The sequence below is a fragment of the Streptomyces sp. NPDC058145 genome (assembly GCF_042884245.1).
GTDB lineage: Bacteria > Actinomycetota > Actinomycetes > Streptomycetales > Streptomycetaceae > Streptomyces.
The window spans coordinates 132,973-152,000 of record NZ_JBHVUH010000015.1; the positions used below are offsets into that span (position 1 = coordinate 132,973).

Annotated in this window: 24 protein-coding genes and 1 pseudogene; 10 read left to right on the forward strand and 15 right to left on the reverse strand. The window is 73.7% G+C overall.

Going from position 1 to position 19,028, the window contains the following annotated elements; translation table 11 throughout:
- Positions 1–199: 199 nt before the first annotated feature.
- Positions 200–592: a VOC family protein gene (locus ACFVVO_RS30605; RefSeq protein ID WP_390059227.1), complete on the reverse strand. Its 393-nt coding sequence runs from the start codon at positions 590–592 to the stop codon at positions 200–202.
- A 61-nt stretch (positions 593–653) separates the two neighbouring features.
- Complete coding sequence (locus ACFVVO_RS30610; protein WP_390059228.1) at positions 654–1,118, reverse strand: pyridoxamine 5'-phosphate oxidase family protein; 465 nt, start codon at positions 1,116–1,118, stop codon at positions 654–656.
- A gap of 210 nt (positions 1,119–1,328) precedes the next feature.
- On the opposite strand from ACFVVO_RS30610, the gene ACFVVO_RS30615 reads away from it, so the two are divergent.
- From ACFVVO_RS30615 to ACFVVO_RS30625, 3 genes are all read left to right on the forward strand, one after another.
- The gene (locus ACFVVO_RS30615) at positions 1,329–2,555 is read left to right on the forward strand and encodes a helix-turn-helix domain-containing protein (protein WP_390059230.1); all 1,227 of its coding nucleotides are present in this window, start codon (positions 1,329–1,331) and stop codon (positions 2,553–2,555) included.
- Positions 2,556–2,619: 64 nt separating this feature from the next.
- Positions 2,620–2,982 (forward strand): DUF1304 domain-containing protein, encoded by a 363-nt coding sequence (locus ACFVVO_RS30620; RefSeq protein ID WP_390059232.1) that lies wholly within the window; start codon positions 2,620–2,622, stop codon positions 2,980–2,982.
- A complete protein-coding gene (locus ACFVVO_RS30625; protein ID WP_390059234.1) occupies positions 2,979–3,542 on the forward strand; it encodes a TetR/AcrR family transcriptional regulator in 564 nt (187 codons plus the stop codon). Before ACFVVO_RS30620 ends, ACFVVO_RS30625 begins: the two co-directional genes overlap by 4 nt.
- Positions 3,543–3,546: 4 nt before the next feature.
- Here ACFVVO_RS30625 and ACFVVO_RS30630 read toward each other — a convergent pair whose 3' ends face one another.
- Both ACFVVO_RS30630 and ACFVVO_RS30635 read right to left on the reverse strand, forming a co-directional pair.
- A complete protein-coding gene (locus tag ACFVVO_RS30630; RefSeq protein ID WP_390059235.1) occupies positions 3,547–4,392 on the reverse strand; it encodes a hypothetical protein in 846 nt (281 codons plus the stop codon).
- 62 nt (positions 4,393–4,454) lie between these two features.
- Positions 4,455–5,411: a GlxA family transcriptional regulator gene (locus ACFVVO_RS30635; RefSeq protein WP_390059236.1), complete on the reverse strand. Its 957-nt coding sequence runs from the start codon at positions 5,409–5,411 to the stop codon at positions 4,455–4,457.
- A 71-nt stretch (positions 5,412–5,482) separates the two neighbouring features.
- Between ACFVVO_RS30635 and ACFVVO_RS30640 the strand changes: the two genes are divergently transcribed.
- Positions 5,483–6,433, forward strand: a complete 951-nt coding sequence (locus ACFVVO_RS30640) for an NADP-dependent oxidoreductase (protein ID WP_390059238.1) — start codon at positions 5,483–5,485, stop codon at positions 6,431–6,433.
- 166 nt (positions 6,434–6,599) lie between these two features.
- Entirely contained in the window at positions 6,600–7,016 is a 417-nt protein-coding gene (locus ACFVVO_RS30645; protein ID WP_390059240.1) for an anti-sigma factor antagonist, read from the forward strand.
- Between the two features lie 3 nt (positions 7,017–7,019).
- Here ACFVVO_RS30645 and ACFVVO_RS30650 read toward each other — a convergent pair whose 3' ends face one another.
- On the reverse strand, positions 7,020–7,973 hold the full coding sequence (locus ACFVVO_RS30650) for a ribose-phosphate diphosphokinase (RefSeq protein ID WP_390059241.1): 954 nt from the start codon (positions 7,971–7,973) through the stop codon (positions 7,020–7,022).
- Between the two features lie 196 nt (positions 7,974–8,169).
- Here ACFVVO_RS30650 and ACFVVO_RS30655 point away from each other — a divergent pair, with 196 nt between their 5' ends.
- On the forward strand, positions 8,170–8,832 hold the full coding sequence (locus ACFVVO_RS30655; RefSeq protein WP_390059242.1) for a DUF4230 domain-containing protein: 663 nt from the start codon (positions 8,170–8,172) through the stop codon (positions 8,830–8,832).
- A 2-nt stretch (positions 8,833–8,834) separates the two neighbouring features.
- Here ACFVVO_RS30655 and ACFVVO_RS30660 read toward each other — a convergent pair whose 3' ends face one another.
- The 6 genes from ACFVVO_RS30660 to ACFVVO_RS30685 are packed head-to-tail and all read right to left on the reverse strand — an operon-like array spanning position 8,835 to position 12,696.
- Positions 8,835–10,592 (reverse strand): complex I subunit 5 family protein, encoded by a 1,758-nt coding sequence (locus tag ACFVVO_RS30660; protein ID WP_390059243.1) that lies wholly within the window; start codon positions 10,590–10,592, stop codon positions 8,835–8,837.
- On the reverse strand, positions 10,592–10,939 hold the full coding sequence (locus ACFVVO_RS30665) for a sodium:proton antiporter (protein ID WP_390059360.1): 348 nt from the start codon (positions 10,937–10,939) through the stop codon (positions 10,592–10,594). Before ACFVVO_RS30665 ends, ACFVVO_RS30660 begins: the two co-directional genes overlap by 1 nt.
- A 10-nt stretch (positions 10,940–10,949) precedes the next feature.
- Positions 10,950–11,690 (reverse strand): MnhB domain-containing protein, encoded by a 741-nt coding sequence (locus ACFVVO_RS30670; RefSeq protein WP_390059244.1) that lies wholly within the window; start codon positions 11,688–11,690, stop codon positions 10,950–10,952.
- Positions 11,687–11,947, reverse strand: a complete 261-nt coding sequence (locus ACFVVO_RS30675; RefSeq protein ID WP_390059245.1) for a Na(+)/H(+) antiporter subunit B — start codon at positions 11,945–11,947, stop codon at positions 11,687–11,689. The genes ACFVVO_RS30670 and ACFVVO_RS30675 overlap by 4 nt, the downstream gene beginning before the upstream one ends.
- Before the next feature lie 33 nt (positions 11,948–11,980).
- Positions 11,981–12,493: a monovalent cation/H+ antiporter complex subunit F gene (locus tag ACFVVO_RS30680; protein ID WP_390059246.1), complete on the reverse strand. Its 513-nt coding sequence runs from the start codon at positions 12,491–12,493 to the stop codon at positions 11,981–11,983.
- Entirely contained in the window at positions 12,490–12,696 is a 207-nt protein-coding gene (locus ACFVVO_RS30685; protein ID WP_390059248.1) for a hypothetical protein, read from the reverse strand. Before ACFVVO_RS30685 ends, ACFVVO_RS30680 begins: the two co-directional genes overlap by 4 nt.
- Positions 12,697–12,943: 247 nt before the next feature.
- Here ACFVVO_RS30685 and ACFVVO_RS30690 point away from each other — a divergent pair, with 247 nt between their 5' ends.
- Both ACFVVO_RS30690 and ACFVVO_RS30695 read left to right on the forward strand, forming a co-directional pair.
- A complete protein-coding gene (locus ACFVVO_RS30690) occupies positions 12,944–13,501 on the forward strand; it encodes a VanZ family protein (RefSeq protein WP_390059249.1) in 558 nt (185 codons plus the stop codon).
- A 95-nt stretch (positions 13,502–13,596) separates the two neighbouring features.
- Positions 13,597–14,916 carry a ricin-type beta-trefoil lectin domain protein gene (locus ACFVVO_RS30695; protein WP_390059250.1) on the forward strand — a complete coding sequence of 440 codons (1,320 nt, stop codon included), beginning with the start codon at positions 13,597–13,599 and terminating at the stop codon, positions 14,914–14,916.
- Between the two features lie 31 nt (positions 14,917–14,947).
- On the opposite strand, the gene ACFVVO_RS30700 is transcribed toward ACFVVO_RS30695, so the two are convergent.
- The 4 genes and pseudogenes from ACFVVO_RS30700 to ACFVVO_RS30715 form a co-directional block, all read right to left on the reverse strand.
- The gene (locus ACFVVO_RS30700; protein ID WP_390059251.1) at positions 14,948–15,076 is read right to left on the reverse strand and encodes a hypothetical protein; all 129 of its coding nucleotides are present in this window, start codon (positions 15,074–15,076) and stop codon (positions 14,948–14,950) included.
- Between the two features lie 521 nt (positions 15,077–15,597).
- Positions 15,598–15,846 carry a hypothetical protein gene (locus tag ACFVVO_RS30705; protein WP_390059252.1) on the reverse strand — a complete coding sequence of 83 codons (249 nt, stop codon included), beginning with the start codon at positions 15,844–15,846 and terminating at the stop codon, positions 15,598–15,600.
- Positions 15,847–16,011: 165 nt separating this feature from the next.
- A pseudogene (locus ACFVVO_RS30710) lies at positions 16,012–16,167 on the reverse strand (hypothetical protein); the annotation flags it as partial.
- Between the two features lie 27 nt (positions 16,168–16,194).
- Complete coding sequence (locus ACFVVO_RS30715; RefSeq protein ID WP_390059253.1) at positions 16,195–17,001, reverse strand: SDR family oxidoreductase; 807 nt, start codon at positions 16,999–17,001, stop codon at positions 16,195–16,197.
- A 163-nt stretch (positions 17,002–17,164) separates the two neighbouring features.
- Between ACFVVO_RS30715 and ACFVVO_RS30720 the strand changes: the two genes are divergently transcribed.
- Both ACFVVO_RS30720 and ACFVVO_RS30725 read left to right on the forward strand, forming a co-directional pair.
- The gene (locus ACFVVO_RS30720; protein ID WP_390059254.1) at positions 17,165–18,205 is read left to right on the forward strand and encodes a PHP domain-containing protein; all 1,041 of its coding nucleotides are present in this window, start codon (positions 17,165–17,167) and stop codon (positions 18,203–18,205) included.
- 40 nt (positions 18,206–18,245) lie between these two features.
- On the forward strand, positions 18,246–18,902 hold the full coding sequence (locus ACFVVO_RS30725; RefSeq protein WP_390059255.1) for an HAD family hydrolase: 657 nt from the start codon (positions 18,246–18,248) through the stop codon (positions 18,900–18,902).
- The last annotated feature ends 126 nt before the right edge of the window (positions 18,903–19,028 follow it).

Below are 19,028 nucleotides of genomic sequence, written 5' to 3' on the forward strand. Positions count from 1 at the left end.
TTATTTGTGTGGGGGGCTGGTTTTTGTTTATACCCCCCGGGGTCGGGCCCGGGGGGCTGGGGGGGGGGGGGGCGGGCGGGGCCCCCCCCGCGGGGGGGGGGCCCCCCTGGGGGCCCCCTGGCCCCCCGACGACAACGCGGCGAGGGGCGGTGCCAGGGCCCGCGAGCCCGGCATGATCCAGACGAGAGGGCCAGGTCCGTCATCCCTGCTTCGGTGCCGGCGACGGCACGAGGCGCAGGGTGAAGGAGTGTCCGGCGGGGTCGGCGAAGCCGCGTTCCTCGTACGTCCCCGCCGGGTCCCCCGCCTCGATCGGCCGGCCGCCGAGCCCCACCACCCGGCGCTCCGCCTCGTCCAGGTCGGCGACCAGGAACTCCAGATGGGCCTGCAGGGAGTTCTCCGGGCGCGGCCAGCTCGGCGGGGTCGCGTTGGCGTCCCGGCGGAAGGCGAGCCGGAGGCCGTCGCCGCCCCGGATCTCCACCAGGTTGGCGGACGCGTCCGTCTGTTCGCCGTCCAGGAACTGCCGGTAGAACTCGGCGAGTTTCTCCGGCTCGGCACAGTCCAGCACCACGACGCCCGCGGTCACGAGGGGCATGTTTCCTCCCGGGGAGTTCCGTACTTCTCTGTCTCCCTGCTGATATCCCCGTCCCACCGATTCAGTCGGCGACCAGCCACGCTCCGTCACGCATCAGCTCCCGTCCCGCCAGCTCGTTCTCCTCGCGCCAGGCCTGGACGCGCCGCGGGAGCACGTTGAAGTACAGGTAGCGGGTGGCGAGCCGCCGCGGGTCGAAGCCGGTCTTCCCCGCGAAGACCTCGGCGTCCTCCTCCGGCAGGTCCTCGGGCGCCACGGCCCGTACGGTGCCCTCGACGATGACGACGTCGCGGGTCGGCCCGATGCCCAGCCTGGCCCGTCCGGTGGCCGCCAGGTTGCGCCCGGTGGGGCTCTCGGCCGGGGTGGCGATCAGCAGGGTGGCGCCGTCCCAGACGAAGGACAGCGGGACGAGGTAGGGGGCGCCGCCGTCCGCGCCCGCGGTGGCCACCCAGGCGTCCACGTCGTGCTCCAGCCGGTGGAGGGTGTCCTTCTTGCGCTGTTCGGCGGTGCGGGCGGGCGGCGGGGTCATGGTGGTGCCTCCTCGGCATCGGTTCTCGCTCGTACGACGTGCGAACGCCGTCAAGTGTGACCGTCCGCCTTCCGTCCGCGCACGGAGGCGATCAAGGCGTGTCCGGGCCACCGTCCACGGGGACGTCTGTCATCGGCGCACAAAAGTGGCCCCCACAACTGTTGTCCACCGATGAGCCCGTGCGGGTTACTCGCGGGTATCGTCGCCGCCGTGCCGAAGAGAGCCGCGGCGGTGGGCGCCGACACGGGCGGCCCGTTCAAGGCGTTGCCCCCTGGACTTCCCGACCGCCTCAGACCGTACGCAGCCGAGATCACCGAGGAGGTCGTCCGCGCCATCGGGACCCAGATAGCCGAATACGCGCGCCCGATGGACGACACCTACATGCAGGGCGTGCACCGGGGTGTGGACCACGCGCTGCGCGGACTGCTGGAGCGGATGGCGCAGCCGGACACCGACTGGCGGCCGGTCAAGGAGACGTACGAGCGCATCGGCCGCGGGGAGGCCGAGGAGGGCCGCAGCCTCGACTCGTTCCAGTCGGCGCTGCGGCTCGGCGCCCGGGTCACCTGGCGCCGGGTCAACGCGCTGGTGGACGAGGGGCTGCTCCCCCGCGACGTGCTGGGCGCCTTCGGCGAGGCGCTGTTCCTGCACCTGGACGAGATGGCGGCCGCCGCGACCGCGGCCTACACCGAGGCCCGGCTGCACGCGGCCGGTGAACTCCAGCAGCGCCGGGCCCGGTTGGCGGACCTGCTGACCGCCGATCCGCCGGCTCCGGCGGGGGCGATCGCCGATCTGGCGCACGCCGCGCACTGGACGGTGCCGCGGGCGGTGGCGGTGGTGGCGGTGGACCCCGGCCCCGGCGCGGCTCCGATCGTGCCGCCGGAGTTCCTCACCCGGTTCGACCTGAAGCCCGCGCTGCTGGTGGTGCCCGATCCGGAGGGGCCGGGCCGGGCGCGTGCGGTGGCCGGGGCGCTGCAGGGGCTGCCCGCCGCGATGGGGCCGCCGGTGGCGCTGCACGAAGGGGCGAGATCGCTGCGCTGGGCGACGGAGGCCCTCGGCCTCGTACGGCGCGGGGTGCTGGCCGGCCCGGACCCGGCCGGTGGCGTGTTGCGCTGCCAGGACCACCTGCCCACGCTGCTGCTCCTGCGCGACGACGCGCTGCTGGACGCGATGGCCGAGCGCCGGCTGCGCCCGCTGGACCAGGTCCGCCCGCCGCAGCGGGAGCGGCTCGCGGAGACCCTGCTGGCCCTGCTGCAATCCGGCCGGGGCGTCGCCGAGGTGGCCGCACGCCTCGCGGTGCACCCGCAGACGGTCCGGTACCGGATGCGTCAGCTCGACGAGCTGTTCGGCGACTTGCTGCACGACCCGGAGGCGCGCTTCGAGACGCAGCTGGCGCTGCGGGCGCGGGAGCTGCGCGGGGGTGCCATGGCCCCCGAGTGACTTCCTGGACGGGTGTCCGGTTATTCTGGACACCCGTCCAAGAAATAGAGGAGGCCCACCGGTCATGGAACTCGTGGCGAAGGTGCTGGTCGGCCTGGTGGCCGCGCTGCACGTGTACATCCTGGTGCTGGAGATGTTCCTGTGGCAGCGGCAGCCCGGGCGGAGCCTGCACGGATTCGGTCCGGACCTGGCCCGGGCCACCGCTCCGCTGGCCGCCAACCAGGGCCTGTACAACGGCTTTCTGGCGGCGGGTCTGGTGTGGGGGCTCGTCGCGGCCGGTCCGACGGGGTTCGGGGCGCGGGTGTTCTTCCTGGGTTGCGTGGTGGTGGCGGGCGTGTTCGGCGCCGTCACGGCGAACCGCCGCATCCTGTTCGCCCAGGCACTGCCCGGCGCGGTCGCCCTCGCGGCCGTCCTCGCCGCCCGGTGAACCGGGCACCCCAGGAGGACCCGCGCGCGGCCCGCACCCGCGCCCGGCTCCGTGCGGCCCTGCTCGAGGAGTGCGCCGAACGCCCGCTGGCGGAGGTGGGCGTGGCCGCGCTGGTACGCCGGGCCGGGGTGGGCCGGGCCACGTTCTACGTGCACTACGACGGGCTGGAGGCACTGGCGGTCGACGCCTGCGCGGACGTCGTACGGCAGGCGGTGGACGCGCTGCACGCCTGGCGGGGGCGGCCCGATCCGGTCCACGCCCCGCCGGCGCTGCGGGAGTTCTTCGCGGGCCTCGCCCCGCACGCGGCCCTGTACCGCTCCCTGCTGGCGCCGGGCGGCGGCGGGCCGCTCGGCCGGGTGCTGCACCGGGACCTGCGGGCCCGCAGCCTGGCCGAGCGCGAACTGGCGGGTGCCGCGGACGCCCCGCTGGTCGCCTCGGCGGTGGCCGCGACGTTCGCCGGCGTGCTCGCGGACTGGCTGCACGGGCTGCTGGCCGGGACGCCGGAGGAAGTGGCCGGTCAGGTCTGGCAGTTGCTGGTCGCGCTGCACCGCAGCCGCTGAGCCCTCACTTGCAGCCGACGCCGCTCTTCACCTCCGGCCAGGCCTCCACTCCGGCGGCGGTGCGGACGTAGGCGGTGTCCCGGTCGTCCGTCAGCCACAGCCGCAGTCCGCGGTGGTGGTACCCGGTGTCACGGGCCGTCGCCGGCATCCGCACGTGCGCGCGGTACGGCGCCCGGAGCAGGCCGTCCCGGGCGAGCACGCCCTCGGGGTCACGGGCGTAGGTACGGTCGTCCAGGACGAGGAAGCGGGCCGACTGCCAGCCGCAGTGCTCCGGTCCGGCCGAACCGCTGAGCGTGCGCACCGGTACGCGCCTGCCGCCGCGGTCCGTCCACACCTCGAGGCCCGCCGCCTCGGTGTAGCGCGCGGGGAGTTCGGCGGGATCGCAGGAGGCGTTGGTCTCCGGTCCCCAACCCGGGCGCCCCGGCTGGTCCTTGGCCACCACGACGGCCACTTTGGTGCGCCCGTGGACGTCGAAGGAGTACAGCACCCGGTCCACCTCCGCGCGCTCCGCGCGGAAGCCGTGGTCGGGCTGCACGGGCTCGAACATGTCGAAGTAGAGCTTCAGCCCGTCCTCGGGCGTGTCACCTCCGTCGACCCTGCTCCAGCCGTCGGGTCCGCCGCCGTCGTAGATCTCCCCGTCGCACTCCAGCGCCCGGCCGGCCGCCCCGGAGGCCTGGCGCAGCGCACGCGGACCGGACTCGTCCGTGCTCCGGGTGGCCACGTGGAGCGGTCCGTCGTACGGGGTGGCCGGCGGCGTGCCGCGGACCACCACCCGTACACCGGTGCCGTCGTCGCATCCCACCGCCGCCACGGCCGCCAGTACCGCCACTGCCACGAGTCCCGCGCGCATGTCCCACCCCTGTTCCCGGCTGCCGTTCTCCGCTCCTTGGACGGCGGGCGGGCCCGGAACGTTCAGCGGGCCTCCTGGAACGTCCGCCGGTAGACCTGCGGGGAGACCCCGATGGAGGCGTGCAGGTGCTGCCGCAGGGAGGCACCGGTGGCGAAGCCGACCTCGGCGGCGATCCGGTCCACCGGCAGGTCGCTGGACTCCAGCAGGTGGCGGGCGCGGACGACGCGCTGCTGGATGAGCCAGCGGCCGGGGCTGACCCCGACCTCGTCGTTGAACCGGCGGGCGAAGGTGCGCAGGCTCATCCGGGCGTGCTGGGCGAGCTCGGCCAGGGTGAGCGGCTCGGCCAGTCGCTCCAGGGCCCAGGCACGGGTGGCGGCCGTGCCGGAGGAGCCGTTCTCGGGGACCGGCCGCTCGATGTACTGGGCCTGGCCGCCCTCCCGGAACGGGGGGACGACACAGCAGCGGGCGACGAAGTTGGCCAGGGCGCTGCCGTGGTCGCTGCGGACGAGGTGCAGGCAGATGTCGACGCCTGCGGCGGCCCCTGCCGAGGTCAGGATCCGGCCGTCCTCGACGAACAGCACGTCCGGGTCCAGCGCGACCCGCGGGTATCTGCTGCGGAACAGGTCGGCGACGTGCCAGTGGGTGGTGGCCCGGCGGCCGTCGAGGAGTCCGGCTTCGGCCAGCACGAAGGCCGCGGTGCATATGGAGACGATCCGCGCGTCGGGGCGGATCCGGGCGAGGGCGGCGGCGACGGCCTCCGGCAGCTCGGTGGGGAGGTAGGCGGGAGGGACGGAGGTGACCACCACCGTGTCCGCCGTCTCCAGCAGCTCGGGGCCGTGTTCCACGCCGATCGTGAAGTCCGCGCTGCTGCGTACCGGTTGGCCGTCGACGCTGCAGGTCAGCACCTCGTAGCGGCCGTCGGCGGCGCCGAGGATCCGGCTGGGGATGCCCAGTTCGAAGGGGTAGACGCCGTCGAGAGCCAAAACCGCCACCCGTTCCGGGCTCACTGTGCCACGCATGGCACGATCCTATCGGAGCTTGGCCATCCTGCCATTTCCCGGACGGGCGCCGCCCGGCAGGCTGGGTGACCATGAGCGATGTGAACACGATGCGTGCCATCGGCCAGGACGTCCTAGGCGGTCCCGGGGTCCTGAAGGAGGTACGGGTGGAGCGGCCCGTGCCGCGGCCGAACGAGGTGCTGGTCCGGGTGCGGGCCGCCGGGGTCAACCCGACCGACTGGAAGCACCGGGCGACCGGCGGATTCCTGGGCGAGCCGCCGTTCGTCCTCGGCTGGGACGTCGCCGGCGAGGTCGCGGAGACCGGGATCGGCGTGGCCGCCTTCCGGCCCGGTGACGAGGTCTTCGGCATGCTGCCCTACCCCTTCGGTCACGGCTCGCACGCCGAGTACGTCACCGTCCCGGCCCGCGCCCTGACGCACAAGCCGGCCTCGATCGACCACGTCCAGGCGGGCGCGCTCCCGCTGGTGTCGCTGACCGCCTGGCAGGCCCTGACCGAACACGCCGACGTGCGGCCCGGGCAGCGGGTGCTGATCCACGCCGCGGCCGGCGGGGTGGGGCACGTGGCCGTGCAGATCGCCAAGGCACGCGGCGCGTACGTGATCGGCACCGCGAGCGCCGGTAAGCACGATTTCCTGCGGGAGATCGGCGTCGACGAGGCGATCGACTACCGCTCCACCGACTTCACCGAGGCGGTACGGGACGTCGACGTCGTTCTGGACACCCTCGGCGGGGACACCTCCGTGCGGTCGCTGCGGGTGCTGCGGCCGGGCGGTGTCGTGGTGTCGATCCTGCCGGTCGGCTCGCGGGAGTTCCACGAGGAGGCCGAGCGGCTCGGGGTGCGGGCGGTACGGATGCTGGTGGACGCCGACCGGTCCGGGATGAACGCGGTGGCGGAACTGGCGGAGTCGGGCAGGCTGCGCGCCACCATCGCGGGGACCTTCCCGCTCGCCGATGCCGCCAAGGCGCACGAGCTGGGCGAGACCGGCCGGACGACGGGCAAGCTGGTCCTGCTGGGGGACTGACCTGGGCAGGAGAGGGAGCGCGGGCCGGTCGCCGCCGGCCCGCGCTCGCGCGCCGCCGCCGCTTTGTCACCCACGCCACAGCGCGACACGCGTGAAACCCGAAGACATATGTCAATCGAACATGCTCAAATTCCTTCCATCGAGGGTAACTTGACGGTCGAGGGACATGCTTTTCCGGGCGCGGGTGGGAGGTGGTGCCGTCGTGCGACAGGAGCCCACGCCACGCACCCGGCATCTGCGCGTGCGTGAGGAGCGCGGACACACCGTGCTGGAGTTCAGCGGTGAGATCGACATCGCGGCGGCGGCCGAGATCGTGCCCGCGCTGGACCGGGCGACCGGTCAGCCCGGCGCCCGTATCGTGATCGACCTGCGCGCCGTCGACTTCTTCGACTGCTCCGGGCTGCGCCTGCTGTACCGGGCGCGCGGCCGGGTGCTGGAACGGGGCGGACGGCTGCACCTGGTGTGCACCCATCCGCTGACCCTCCGGGTGCTGCGGGTCACCGGCCTGTCCCGGCTGCTGCCGCCGCAGCCGACGCTGGACGCCGCCCTGGAGCAGTCCGAGGCCGCGTCCGGCTCCCTGTGAGGGTCAGACGCCGCGCGGCTCCTCGAACAGGGCGCTGACGGATTCACCGTTGTGGATGCGGCGCACGGCCTCGGCCAGGGCCGGCGCGATCGACAGGACGCGGAGCTTGTCGGTCTGCTCGTCCGCAGGGGCCGGCACGGTGTTGGTGCAGACGATCTCCAGCACGTCCGGCTGCTCGCCGAGCCGCTTGAGAGCGCCGGCCGCGAACAGCCCGTGCGTGCACGCCACCCGGATCGAGCGCGGCCTCATCTCGCGCAGCTTGTCCAGCAGTTCGAGCACGGTGCTGCCCTTGGCGATCTCGTCGTCCAGGACGATGACGTCCCGGTCGGTGACCTCGCCGATGACGGAGCTGATGCTCACCCGGTCGTCCGCGAACCGCTGCTTGGCGCCGGCCGCCACCTGGGCGCCGATCAGCCGGGCGAAGGCGGCGGCCTCCTTGGCGTTGCCGAGGTCCGGGGAGACCACCGTGGTGCACGTCAGGTCGTACCGCCCGAAGTACTCGGCCAGTTCGCGCAGGGCGTGCAGATGGTCCACCGGTACCGAGAAGAAGCCGTGCACCTGGGGAGCGTGCAGGGTCATGGCGAGCACCCGGCTCGCGCCCGCGGCCACCAGCAGGTCGGCGACCAGCCGCCCGCCGAGGGAGATGCGGGGCGCGTCCTTCTTGTCGGAGCGGGCGTAGGAGTAGTGCGGCATGACGACGGTGATCCGGGCCGCGGAGGCGCCCCGGGCCGCGTCGCACATCATCAGCAGTTCCACCAGGTGTTCCTGCACCGGCCGGACCAGCGGCTGGATCAGGAAGACGTCCCGCTCCCGGCAGTTGGCCTGGAGCTGCACCTCCAGGCAGTCGTTGGCGAACCGGCTGACCCGGGTCGGGCTGAGCGGCACTCCGAGGTGTGCGCAGACCTCCTCGGCCAGCTCGGGATGGGCACTGCCACTGAAGACGGCGATGTCTCGCACGATCCGCTCCTCGCATGATCAGCACGGGCTGCGCCGTCATGCTACTGGCGGCACTCCCCCACCCCGGGCAGCGGTGCGCCGGGCGCGCCAGCCCCGGCCGTGGTACGGCGCGCGCTCCAGGCCCCCTCTTCCGGCCGACTCTCCGGTCTGGCACCGCGTTTGGCGGGCATCAGTGTCAGCAGGAAGGAGGGTCGCCATGACGACTCACGTCAGACGCCTGCCCCGGCGCATGCCGGGCTGGGCCAAGGCGGTGACCGCGTTCGTACTGGTGCTGGTGGTGCTGTTCGCGGGCATCCGGCTGGCCGTACTCCCGGGCATCAAGGACCTGTTCGGCACCGAGACGCACGACCGGAGCGGCCCCGCGCTCCTGAAGTCCATCCAGGACATGAGCCGTTACGACGCCGCCTCCGGCAACTTCCAGGTGGTCGTGGACCTGGAGAAGGACGCGAAGTTCCTGCCCGACGCGATCCGCGGCACCCGCACCCTGTACGTCGGCGCGGGCACCGTGGAGGCCTTTGTGGACCTCGGCGCGATCGGGGACAAGGACGTGTCGGTCGACGGCGACCGGACGAAGGCCACGCTCCGGCTGCCGCACGCGCGGCTCGGCAGGCCGGCCCTGGACCCGGACCGCTCCTACGCCGTGTCCAAGCAGCGCGGTCTGCTCGACCGGCTCGGCGACCTGTTCTCGGACAATCCCAACGGCGAACAGGCGGTGCAGAAGCTCGCCGTACGGCACATCGGCGAGGCCGCGAAGAGCAGCGGGCTGACCGGGCGGGCCGAGTCCAACACCACCGAGATGCTGCAGGGGCTGCTGCGCTCCCTCGGGTTCAAGGAGGTGCACGTGTCCTACGGGGCCTGACCTCAGCCGCCCAGCAGGCCCGGCAGGGCCAGCGCCCCGAGCGCGGTGGCGCCCACCAGCAGCCAGGCCACGTAGTCGCCGACATGGCCCGACTGCAGCCGGCGCAGGGGCAGGGCCCGGTCGGGGGCGCCCACCCGGCCCGGCCGGGCCACGGCGAGCGCGGCGAGGGCCACGGCGAGCAGCGCCGAGAGCAGGCCCAGCAGGACGCCGGCGAGCGTCCAGTGCGCGGACGCGTGGGCGCCGCCGGAGCCGGCCTCGTTGACGGACCGGGACACCAGATCACCGAAGCCCGGGGCCACTCCGGCGGCGAACGCGGCGGCGAGCAGCACGGCGGGCACCGCCGTCATGCTGTCCGGGACACGCCGCAGGATGCCTCGGGTCTCCGGCCGCTCGTCCGAGCCGCTGGTCTCGTACTCGGCGTCCCGCGGGCGTGGCCCCAGGCCGAGGAACACCCGGGCGGTGACCCGCAGCACGGCTCCGCCGGTGACCGCGGACGCGCCCACGAACACCACGGTGAGCGGGCCGCCCACCGACTCCTCGGCGATCGCCTTGCCGAGCGCCGTGCCGAACGGCGGCAGACCGGCGAGGGCGAGGCCGCCGACGGCGAACATCACCGCGAAGGCGCCGAGCTCCCGGGCCCTGCCGTGCAGGGCGTGCTCGTCGACGCTGCCGTACCGGTCGAGCAGGGCGCCGGCGCAGGCGAACAGCGCGGCCTTCACACCGGCGTGGCCGAGGATGTACAGCGCGATCCCGTCGTCGCCCTCGGGGATGAGCACGCCGAGACCGACCAGGAACAGGCCGGTGTGCGCGACCGTCGAGTAGGCCAGCAGGCGTTTGATGTGCCGCTGGTACCAGCACATGGCGGCACCGGTCACGGCGGTGAGCGTGCCGAGCGTGACCAGGGCGCGGGTCAGCCCCGCGGCGGGGATGCCGCCGGGTCCGGCGAAGACGGTGCCGTACACCCGCCAGACGCCGTACGAGCCGAGCTCGACCATGACGCCGGAGAGCAGCATGCACACCGGGGTCGGCGCGACGGCGTGCGCGTCCGGGAGCCAGAAGTGGAACGGTACGGCGGCGGCCTTCACCAGCAGCCCGGTCAGCACCAGCACGAAGGAGGCGAGGACCAGGGCGTCCGGTGCGCCGTGCGCGTCGAGACCCCGGCCGATCCTCGTCATGGCCAGCTCACCGGTGCGGGCGTACAGCAGCCCGATGCCCATCAGCAGCGCGTACGCCCCGAGGGAGTTGACCACCCCGAAGGTCAGCGCGCCCTGCACCGCCTTCGCCTCGTCGATCCGGTAGCCGGTCAGCGCGTACGCGACCACGCTCATCAGCTCGAAGAACACGAAGGCGTTGAACAGGTCGCCCGCGATCGCGAAGCCGCACATAGCGCCCTGGAAGACCAGCATCAGCGCCGGGAAGGAGCCGGCGTGGCCTCGCGGCGGTTCGTCGAAGTACCGCCAGGAGTACGCGAGCGCCGCCAGGGTGAGCAGCGAGGCGAGCATGGCCATGCCGAGCGCGGGACCGTCGCCCACCAGCACGATTCCCACGCTGCCGCCGCCGGTGGGCCGCCGGCCGCCGGCCCACTCGACCAGCGGGGGCGAGGAGTTCAGCAGCAGGACCAGGGCGAGCGCGGCCGTGCCGCCGGAGACCGCGCAGCCGGTGATCTCGGCGGCGGCCCGGGGCACGAAGCGGCCCATGGCCACGAGCAGCGCCGCGCCGAGCAGCGGCACCGCGACCAGCAGCGGGAGCAGATGGTGCATCAGCCGCGCAGCTCTCTCAGTTCGTCGGGGTCGACCGTGCCGTGCCGTTTGGCGATCTGCAGGACGAGGGCGAGCAGCATGGCGGTGACGGTGGCGCCGACGACGATGTCGGTGAGGGTGAGGGCCTGCACCACCGGGTCGACGACCGGCCGCGAGCCCGGCTTCAGGTCGGAGAAGACGGGCGCGGTGGCCCCGTCGCGGTAGCCCACCGCCAGGAGCAGGACGTAGGTGGCCGACTGGCACACGGCCAGGCAGCCGACCGCGTGGATCAGGTTGCGGCTGGTGGCCAGGCCGTAGCAACCGGCCAGGAAGATGTAGGCGGCGACCAGGTAGGGCAGCACGTGCATCACGGCGCTCTCAACTCCCCTGTTGCTCCTCGATCTCGACGGCCTGGTCCAGGAACCCGGCGAGCAGCACGACCACCGCACTGGCCACCTCCACCCCGACGGCCGCGTTCAGCAGCGGGACGATGCCGCCGGACGCCAGGGTGTTGAACGTCCCGTACGGCAGCAGCGTGTTGGCCAGAAAGGCGGTGCCCGCGAGGATGCCGGTGAGGCCCAGCACCAGGTAGGCGCAGACGGCGAGGGCGTCGGAGGCCTCGAAGAGACCGATGGGGCGGACCCGTTCCAGGGCGCGGTAGTCGGCGCCGAGGTACAGCAGGTGCAGCGCGGTCGCGGCGACGACCCCGCCCTGGAAGCCGCCGCCGGGGCTGAGCTGGCCGTGGGCGACGACGTAGATCCCGGTGACCAGGGCGACGGGCAGCACGATCAGCGCGTAGCGGCGGACGGGCCGGGCCACCTCGGCGGGTTCCGGCTCCGCGCGGTGCTCGTCGCGAGCCTGCCGCAGGAGCACGACGCAGCCCAGGACGGCGGCGAACAGGATGCCCATCTCGCCGAGCGTGTCGTAGGCCCGCTGGTCGAAGTTGACGGAGGCGATGGTGTTGGCGGTGTGCCGGGCGAGCGAGGCCCGGACGGCCCGGTCGCCGTAGGGGTGGCTCGGGCCGCCGAAGGAGGGCAGGTCGAGGCCGGCGGCGACCAGCAGGGCCGTCACCCCGGCGCCGCCCACGGCGAGCAGCCACAGCCGCAGCCGGCGGCTCACCGGGTCTCGTCCCCGGTCCGGCCGCACCGGCGGACCTTGCGCACCGCCAGCATGATCAGCAGCGGGGTGAGCGCGGAGCCCACGGCCAGTTGCGACAGACCGACGTCCGGGGCCTGGAGCACGGTGAACAGGACGGCCAGCGCGACGCCGAGCACGGACAGCACGAGGGCCTGGCGCGCCGGGTCGCGCACCGCCACCGCGGCGGTGGCGGAGCCGGCCACCAGGAGCAGCGCCACGACGATCACCGCGTCGGCCATGCCGTACCTCCCGGACGACCTCCCGGCACCGTGTCAGCCACCGCGCACCCCCTCGAACCCGCCCGACAGCGCGCGGGAGGCGATGACGTTCCCACCGATCAGCAGAGCGCCGGTCACCAGCAGTTTCACCATGGCCCGGCCCGGTCCGGTGGCCACGCACACGGCCACCACGACCACCGCGCCCAGTGCGGCCGCGGCCCAGGTCGGTCCCCAGGCGGCAGGGCCTGTTGCGAAAGCCCCGCCGTTCGCCCGGCAGGCGGGACTCCCGCGACCGGCCCTGGGTCGGTCACCCGCCAGGTCAACGGCCAGCAGCCGGGCGAAGACGAGGGTGCCGATCGGGCCCAGGAGGGCCATCAGCAGGGCGAGGTCGACGTAGGCGGGCCGGTCGTAGCCCTGGGCGAGCAGCAACAGGACCGGGCAGGCCACGGAGGTGGCCAGGTTCTGCGCCACGACCCGGCGGGACATCGGACCGGAGGTCACACCCCACAGGACGGCCGCCCCTCCCCCGGCCAGCACGACGGTCGCCGCCAGGATCCAGCCGTTCACCGCCAGTTCACCGCCCGCCGCCCGGCCCGGGCCAGCAGCGCCCCCGCCGCCGCGGCACTCGCGCCGACGATCCGCTCCAGGGTGTCGACCGAGGTGATGAACACCAGCCACAGCAGGGCGAGGGCGGTCCACCAGGCCAGCAGCTCGCCCAGGGCGAGCAGGACCGTACGGGTGGTGGTCCGCGGGGCCGTGCGCCCGGTCATCGCCGCCTCCTCGGTCCGCTCGGCAGGGTTGTGCGGCGTTTCGTGGCGATACGCCGCTCGGGGCATCCAAGCACCGCCCGGCCCCGGAGGGCGGGCGGCACGCGGGTCCCGGGCCGGAGTGCCCCGGAGGCGTGAACGGAAACCGCCGACGCGCTCCGGCCGCCCTCCGGGCGGCGGCATTCCGCGCCGGTTCAGGGGTAACCGCGCTGTGAAACGGGGACGTTGCCTATTCCAGGAGAGTGACCGAATGGCCCGGACCGCGCTGCGCCTGCCCACCGTGCTGCGTACGCCGAAAAAGCGGGAGCGGCCCGCCCGTACCCGCCCGGCGGCCGCACCGCACGCCCTCGCGCTCCCCTTGCGACTGCTGGCGATGCTGATCGCCTTCGCGTTCATGGTGGCGTTCGCCGTCGTGCTGGCCCGGCTCACGCTGCAGCCGTCCCCGGCGTCGGTGTCGCTGACGCACAGCAATCTGCACCCCGGGCGCTCGCTGTCGGCCTATTTCGAGTACGCGTCGTGGCGGGACACGGTCAAGCAGATCGGCGGGAACGTGCTCCTCGGGGTCCCCTTCGGCGTGCTGGTCCCGGTCCTGGCGCCGCGCGCCCGGGGAATGCTCCACGTGCTGGTGCTCACGGCTCTGGTGATGCTGATGGTGGAGCTGTTCCAGGGCGCACTGGTCACCGGGCGGGCCTTCGACATCGACGACGTCATCCTCAACACCACGGGTGCGCTGCTCGGTTGGCTGCTGCTCGGCCGGCGCCTCGGACGGTCGGTGCACCGCCGGGTGAAGCCGACGGAAACTGAGTGAGCGTCAGAAACTGGTCCGGACCAGAGTATTGACCCGTTCTTATCTCACGCCTTGAATCAAGAGGGCATCTCACCCCCCACGCCGAACGGAGAGTCATGCCCTCCCCACGCCTGCTCCGCAGATGTCTGTTCGCCGCTCTGTCCGCCGCGCTGGTCGGCTCGGCCGCCGTCGGTCCGGCCCGCGCGCAGAGCACCACCCCGGCCGCCGTCGGTCCGGCCCGCGCGCAGAGCACCACCCCGGCCGCCGTCGGTCCGGCCCGCGCGCAGGGCACCACCCCGGCCGCCGCGACCGCCGCGGCCGTCTCCACCTTCTCCGACACCTTCGACGGGGCCGCCGGCTCGGGCGTCGACTCCTCGAAGTGGACACTGGAGACAGGTGACAACGTCAACAACCACGAGCGGCAGTACTACACCTCCGGCACCAAGAACGCGGCCCTGGACGGCCAGGGGCACCTGGTCATCACGGCCCGGAAGGAGAATCCGGCGGGCTACCAGTGCTGGTACGGCAGTTGCCAGTACACCTCGGCCCGGCTGAACACCTCGGGGAAGTTCACCGCGCAGTACGGCCATGTCGAGTCCCGGATGAAGATCCCGCGTGGACAGGGCATGTGGCCCGCGTTCTGGATGCTCGGCACGCCGGTGAACTGGCCGGACTCGGGCGAGATCGACGTGATGGAGAACGTTGGTTTTGAGCCCTCCACCGTGCACGGCACGATCCACGGCCCCGGCTACTCCGGCTCGGGCGGCATAGGCGCCGGCTACACCCTGCCGGGCGGCCAGGCCTTCGCGGACGCCTTCCACACCTTCGCCGTCGACTGGGCGCCCGACTCGATCACCTGGTCGGTGGACGGCAACGTCTACCAGCGCCGCACGCCCGCCGACCTGGGCGGGAAGACCTGGGTGTACAACAAGCCGTTCTTCCTGATCCTGAACCTGGCGGTCGGCGGCTACTGGCCGGGCGACCCGGACGGCTCCACCCAGTTCCCGGCCCAACTGGTGGTCGACTCGGTGTCGGTGACGACCAGCAACAGCGCGGCCGGTGTCCCGATCCGGGGCCTGGCGGGCAAGTGCGTGGACGTGGCCGCCGCGAACTCCGCCAACGGCACCCCGGTGCAGCTCTACGACTGCAACGGCACGGCGGCCCAGCAGTGGACGGTGGGCTCGGACGGCACGATCCGGGCGCTCGGCAAGTGCCTTGACGTCACCGGCAACGGCACGGCCGACGGCACGCCCGTCCAGCTGTGGGACTGCAACGGCGGCCCCGCCCAGAAGTGGGCCCTCCCGGCGGCCCGCGACATCGTCAATCCACAGGCGAACAAGTGCCTGGACGTGACCGGGAACAACTCGGCCAACGGCACCCGGTTGCAGATCTGGACGTGCACGGGCGGCGCCAACCAGAAGTGGACGGTGGGCTGAACCCGCCAGCACCCGGGGCCGTCGCGGAGGGCTACATCTCCGCGACGGCCCCGCTGAGGTGGTAGCCGGGCCCGCAGCGGACGAGGCCGCGCAGCAGTTCCAGCGGGCAGCCACCGGTCGAGGAGCCGCTCGTGGGCCGCGGAGCCCGGGTTGGGGTCATGGTGCGGAAGCGTAGGCGTCGGCGCTGCTCCGGCGCCAAGTGGAGCCGCGAGCCATGTGGTTGTTGTGCACCGTGCCCGTGCCTCTCCTGTGACCGAGGGGGTGGAGGAGGTCCGGGTGCCGTGGGGCGGCGGCGTCAATAGGAGAGCCGTGAGCCGCTCTGGTGTCGTCCCGCGCGCCGCGTCCGGGGCCGGAACTCCGCGCCCCGGGGGACACAGACGCGTTCCGCGCTGCGCGTACCCGGCTGGGCGGGGTCGCGTGCGGCGGTCGACGTACCCGGCGCGACCGCGCTCGTCGCCGGTCCGCTGCCCGGCCCGCACGAGGCCGACGCGCGGCCCGTCGCCCAGCCCCGGCGGCCGGCCCACCGGTGGGCCGAGAGGCACCCCGGCCCCCGGCCGCGGCCCGGCACCCAGGTGCCGTCCGTCGCCGGCACCGCCACCGCGCCCCCGCCACCGGCGCGGCACTGGTCCGGATCAGGCACCGGCGTGGCACCGGCGGCCGACCCCCGACGGGCGGTCGCCCTCAGTGGCGCAGGGTCCAGGTGTACTTGCCGCCGCCCACCCACCGGATGGAGTCCGGGTCGTCCAGATCGTGGATCGGCAGACCATGGGACGCGGCGGCCTCCAGTACGTCGGTGATGGTCCTGGCCTCACCGATGACCTGACCGTCGATCTCCATGATCCGGAAGGGCGGCTCGCCGTGCCTGCCCGGGCACACACCGAGTACCAGGATCCGGGGGCGGGAGATGTGCGGAACTCCTTGTTCGGTCATGCAATAGAGCGTAGAACGCCTCGCGGGCCGACGGCTCATCCGTGTGCGCCGTCCAGGAGACCGAGGACTACCGCCTCGACGGCTCCCTGGGTGGCGGGGCGCCCGAAGTCCCGTGATCCCCCGGCCGGCCCGCTCGGTGCCGACGGCCCGGAGGCGGCGGCTCGGCCAGGGGCAGATCCACGCATCTCGCCAGGCCGGCGGAACGGTGGGGGGGGCCGGACACGGTCGCGCTGGGCGGGGTTGGTCAGGGGCGCACCGGTCTCGTCCCGGTAGCGGAAGCCGCGGCCGGAGCGGACCCAGGTGAAGCCCGGCCGGTCGCAGGAGCTGGTGCGCAGTCCCACCGCGCCGTCAGGGCCGTCGCCAGTCGTCGCCGGTCAGATGCGAACCGGCCTGCGGGCCCATGCGCAGCATGCCGCCGTCGACGCTCCAGGAGGCGCCGGTGACGTAGGAGGCGTCCGGGCTCGCGAGGAACGCGATCACGGCGGCGACCTCGCGGGCGTCGCCGGGCCGTCCGAGGGGTATGCCGGGGCGGTGCTCGGTGTGCACGTCGGTGTCCTCCTGGCCGGTCATCGGGGTGGCGATCTCACCGGGCGCCACCGCGTTCACCGTGATGCCGTGCTCGGCCAGCTCCAGGGCCATCACCTGGGTGAGCAGCCCGAGCCCGCCCTTGGCCGCGCAGTACGGCGCCGCGCCCACCCGGGGCTGGTGCTCGTGGACGGAGGTGACGTTGACGATCCGGCCGCCGCCGCCCTGCGCGATCATGTGCCGGGCCGCCTTCTGCCCGCACAGGAACGGCCCGACGAGGTCCACGTCGAGCACCCGGCGCACGTCCTCGAGGCCGAGGTCGAGGAAGGGCGTCATGGTGCCCGTACCCGCGTTGTTGACCAGGACGTCGACGCGTCCGAGCTCGGCACACAGCTCGTCCACGGTGTCAGCGGCGCCGGGGAGTTCGGTGAGGTCGAGCCGGGCGACGGCCGCCCTGCGACCCTTCTCCCGCACCTCCCGCGCCGTCTCCTCGGCGCCCTTCTCGTCGCTGTGCCAGGTGATGCCGATGTCCAGCCCCGCCTCGGCCAGGCGTACGGCGGTGGCGCGGCCGATGCCGGAGTCCGAGCCGGTGATCACGGCCACCCTGGGGGTCTCGGCGGAAACGGGCATGGCGGGCCTCCTCGCGGGCGGGCACGTCGACGGGACATCGCAGTACCCGGGGGCCGCGCCGGCAAACCGCCGGGGCCGGAGCGGGCCCGCCGCACCCGGCGACGTGCGGGGCGGGCCCGTCCGGGGAACCCTGTAGAGGCTTCACCGAGCTGGAGGTGCACGCATGGATCCCGTCGCGGCGCTGGACCGGATCGCCTTCCTGCTGGAGCGGTCGCTGGCTCCCACGTACCGGGTCAAGGCCTTCCGGACCGCCGCCCGCGTGCTGTCCGCGCTGCCGGACGAGGAGGTCGCCGAGCGGGCGGCGGCCGGGACGCTGGAGGCCCTGAAGGGGGTCGGCCCGAAGACCGCGCAGGTGGCCCGCGAGGCGTTGGCCGGGGAGGAGCCCGGCTATCTGCGCAAACTGGAGGAGGAGGCCGGCGCGCCGGACGCGGGCCGCCCCGGGGCGGAGCTGCGGGCGCTGCTGCGCGGGGACTGCCACACGCACTCGGACTGGTCGGACGGCGGCAGCCCGATCGAGGAGATGGGGCTGACGGCGGCCCGGCTGGGCCATGAGTGGACGGTGCTGACCGACCACTCCCCCCGGCTGACCGTGGCCCGGGGGCTGTCGCCCGAGCGGCTGCGCGAGCAGCTCGCGGTGGTGGCGGAGCTCAACGCGCGGTGGGCGCCGTTCCGGCTGCTCACCGGTATCGAGTGCGACATCCTCGAGGACGGCTCGCTGGACCAGGAGCCCGAACTGCTGGAGCGGCTGGACGTCGTGGTGGTGTCGGTGCACTCCAAGCTGCGGATGGACGCCCGCTCGATGACCCGCCGGATGGTGGCCGCGGTCCGCGATCCGCACGCGGACGTGCTCGGTCACTGCACCGGACGGCTGGTCACCGGGCGCGGCCGGCCCGAGTCGGAGTTCGACGCGGACGCGGTGTTCGCGGCCTGCGCCGAGTCCGGCACGGCCGTGGAGATCAACAGCCGGCCCGAGCGGCTGGACCCGCCCCGGCGGCTGCTGCGCCGTGCGGTGGCCGCCGGGACGCTGTTCGCGATCGACACCGACGCGCACGCGCCAGGCCAGCTGGACTGGCAGATCCTCGGCTGCGCCCGTGCCGAGGAGTGCGGGGTGCCGGCCGGGCGGGTGGTGAACACCTGGCCTGCCGGGGAGCTGCTGGCCTGGACGCGTGAGGGCCGCGTACCGGCGCGCGTGGCGGGTTCCTGACGTGGTACCCGGAGAGGGCCGAGAGAAAGGAACCCCCTGGATGGACCGCGCCGCCGTGTTCGACGTCGACGGGACCCTCGTCGACACCAATCATCTGCATGTCGTGACCTGGTGGGAGGCCTTCCGCCAGGCGGGGCACGACGTGCCCATGCATGCCGTGCACCGGGCCGTGGGCCTCGGCTCCACCGATCTGATCGCACATCTGCTCGGCGACGGCCGGGACAAGGACCAGGACGCCGAGCTGAGCGCGGCGCACAAGGTCCTGTACGGCCAGTACTTCGACCGGCTGCCGGCCCTGCCGAAGGCCGGTGAGCTGCTGCGACGGCTGCACGGGGACGGCTGGCGGGTGGTGCTGGCCACCTCCGCGAGCGGCGCCGAGCTGGGCGCGCTGCGCCGGGCGATCGACGCGGACGAGGTCATCGCGGGCACCGCGAGCGCCGAGGACGTGGCACGGGGCAAGCCGGCTCCGGAGCCGGTGGAGCGGGCGCTGGAGCTGGCCGGGGTGCCCGCGTCCCGGGCGGTGTTCGTCGGGGACACCGTGTGGGACATGCGGGCCGGTGCCACGGCCGGCGTGCGCCGCGTGGGCCTGCTGTGCGGCGGGATCCCGCGGGCCGACCTGGAGGAGGCGGGGGCCGAGGCGGTGTACGAGGATCCCGCGGACCTGCTCGCGCGGCTGGCCGACGGCCCACTGGCCTGAGCCCCGGAGGAGTGACGCAGGTCATGGTGGGCCGCCGGAACACCATGGGGTGGTTGCCCGTTGAACCAGCCGTGGGTGCGGATGGGACAGTGTCCCCGGGCCTCACCTTTTGCCCACAGGGACGAT